This window comes from Cetobacterium sp., assembly GCF_051658645.1.
GTDB lineage: Bacteria > Fusobacteriota > Fusobacteriia > Fusobacteriales > Fusobacteriaceae > Cetobacterium_A.
The window spans coordinates 1-2,641 of record NZ_JBOFMZ010000002.1 but is presented as its reverse complement, the minus strand read 5'-3'; the positions used below and the strand labels follow the sequence as shown (position 1 = coordinate 2,641).

The following is a 2,641-nucleotide window of genomic DNA, read 5'->3' as shown; positions in this document are numbered from 1 at the left end:
AATTGGTCTTCTGAATAATACCTAGTCTTACCTTTAGTTACAAAACTTGGTTTAAGTTTATTCTCCTTGTCCCAATTTCTGAGTGTTTGTGTTGTTACTCCTAATAGTTTTGAAAATTTACCTATTGAATACATTTTATTACCTCGATTTAATTTTACCATTAAAATTAAAATAAGTTGAAGTTTTTTTATAAATTTTTATAGAATTTTATAGAATTATTTCTACAGACATCAGCCTCTATAATTTTAAAAATTTAAACTTAAATTAAATTTATTTTTTTAGCATTTCCAACTCTATATCCAAAGAAGGATGAGCTACTAAAATATCAGTTCCGTTAGTTGAGTAAAAAACCATTGAACCATGTATTAATTTATTTTCTAAGAATGAATAAAGATCATGTATCTTAAAACCATGCTCTTCTAATACTTTCTCTAGTTTTTGAAGTGGTATAGTTAAATGGGCTGATAATATTTCCAAAATTATATCTCTAGCTTTAATCTCTTCTGAAATAAGTTCTTTATTTAATTCTAAAAATTGAAGTAGTAACCGAGCATAATCTTCATCCAGTAAGATATTATGGAACTCCTTTTCTTTCATTAAATCATCTGGATAACTATGAATTCTATTGTATTTTAAATCCAACATCAAATCCATTTCTTTTATATCATTTTCATCAAAACATACAAGACCATAATTTTTTAAAGTGTCTAAACACGAAGTCAATTCATGTGTTGCTGGAATTTTTTTATTGTTTTCAAAATATATTTTTAAAAACTCATAAGTTTCAATTGGTAAAATATCATAAACAGCATTTACTGAATTTAAATAAATATTCACCAACTCTTCTGGTGTTAATTCAGCATTTTCAGGTAGTAAATCTTCAGATATTAAATCTGTATAATATAATTCTGAAGCTATAAAGTTAAATAACTCTTTCTCTTTCAACACTCTAAAATTTTGTAAAATACCCATTTTAAGCCGTTACCAGATACTTATAAAACTTTATAAAATTTTTATTAAAATTCACAAAAGTCAAAAGTATCATTCCTTTTTCATAGAGTTCAATTTTGTATCCATTCGATACTACTTTTGTTTGTATAACTCTCCAAAGGCTTCAATTCCCACATAACGAACGGTACATATTACAGTTTTCTTCTCTATACTTTCTTTGTTGAAAGTTCTATGAAACTCTGTAATTTGCTAGGTTTATACTTGCATTCAAATCTCTATCTATCTCGTGTCCACACTCACACTGGAAAACTCTATCTGAAAGTTTTAGATTTCTCTTTACTTCTCCACATTTTGAGCATCTTTTACTGCTTGGATAAAATCTTGGTACTTGTATAAACTCTATTCCGTTAAATTCACACTTATATCTCATAATAGTTATGAATCTATTGAAGTTCTGTTCTGCTATAGCCTTTGAAAGGTGTCTATTTTTCATCATACCTTTAACATTTAATCCTCTATTACAATCTTAGATGGTTTGGTTTTCACTATCTCATTTGTAACTCTATGAAGATTATTAGCTCTGATATTTGAAATTCTTCTATGAATGAGCCTTAATTTTTGTTCTAGTTTCAAGATGTTTTGGCTCTTTTGGTAACGATTTTCACCTCCGTTATTTTTATAGTATTTTCTTGAAACCTGTTTTTGAAACCTGTTTAAAGTTTTCTTTAGCTTTTTAACTCTCTTGGTCTTATTGATATTTTTATAAATTTTTCCAGTAGAACATATAGCTAAATCTTTGATCCCTAAATCTATTTCTATACTTTTATCTGTCAATTCTACTATCGGCTTCTCAACATCTAATCCTACTGAGATATACCAGTATTTCCCATCAAAACTTATCCTAGGATTACAATATTTTCTGTCCATAGGTAACTGTTCCAAGGTTTTAATCCAACCTACTTTTTCTATTAAAACAAGGTTCTCTTTCTGTCTTCCAAGAGTCCAATTATATATAAATCTTGCTGTTCTTGTTGACTGCCAAAGCAGTGATTCTTGAGTTTTATTAGGTTTTAACCTTATCTTCTTCGATAAAATCATCTTTTTGCTTGTTAGAACTAACTCTACAATAACCGATTATTTTTCTATTTTTTTTGATATCATTTATTCTCACTTCGACTTATTTTAATATAAAATAATTTAAAAGTAAAAATTAAATTTCAAATTTTAGAAGTTCTTTTCAACTGTTGAAAGCCTCCTAATTTTTTATATCTATGGTAATAGTATAGCAAGTTAATCCAAAAATTCTATATTTTTTTCAAACTTTTTTCTAAAAATCCCAGTCTAAAAATTATAATAAAAGTAATAATAAAATGATTTAATCCCCCCGAAACCTCTGTCCCCCCCAGAGGTTTCTCCCTTTTTTGTATAATAATACTCATTTTTGGGGTTTTTAGAATAGCTTATAAACTATTACATCTTATCTTCTATCATAATTTATTTTACAAAAAATAAAAAAGTAGAAGGCACCATCACGAGTCCTTCTACTTCCACTCTTTAAATCTTTTCACTTTTAAATAATTTTAAAACTTATAAATATTTTACTCTTAAAAAAAGAACAATATACTAAAACTTTAAATCTACTTCAAATATAATAGTTAGATAAAACAACTTCATAATTTATCAAAATATA

The 2,641-nt window shown here is 26.5% G+C and carries 4 protein-coding genes; all 4 read right to left on the bottom strand.

The features are described from left to right. A partial coding sequence (locus ACRCZX_RS00025; RefSeq protein WP_438580909.1) for a MerR family DNA-binding transcriptional regulator occupies window positions 1-161 on the bottom strand: 161 nt, incomplete at its 3' end. A 109-nt stretch (window positions 162-270) separates the two neighbouring features. Then, window positions 271-972 carry a hypothetical protein gene (locus ACRCZX_RS00020; protein ID WP_438580908.1) on the bottom strand — a complete coding sequence of 234 codons (702 nt, stop codon included), beginning with the start codon at window positions 970-972 and terminating at the stop codon, window positions 271-273. Window positions 973-1,180: 208 nt separating this feature from the next. Then, window positions 1,181-1,444: an RNA-guided endonuclease InsQ/TnpB family protein gene (locus tag ACRCZX_RS00015; RefSeq protein ID WP_438580907.1), complete on the bottom strand. Its 264-nt coding sequence runs from the start codon at window positions 1,442-1,444 to the stop codon at window positions 1,181-1,183. 14 nt (window positions 1,445-1,458) lie between these two features. After that, complete coding sequence (locus ACRCZX_RS00010; RefSeq protein WP_438580906.1) at window positions 1,459-2,049, bottom strand: transposase; 591 nt, start codon at window positions 2,047-2,049, stop codon at window positions 1,459-1,461. Window positions 2,050-2,641 lie beyond the last annotated feature (592 nt).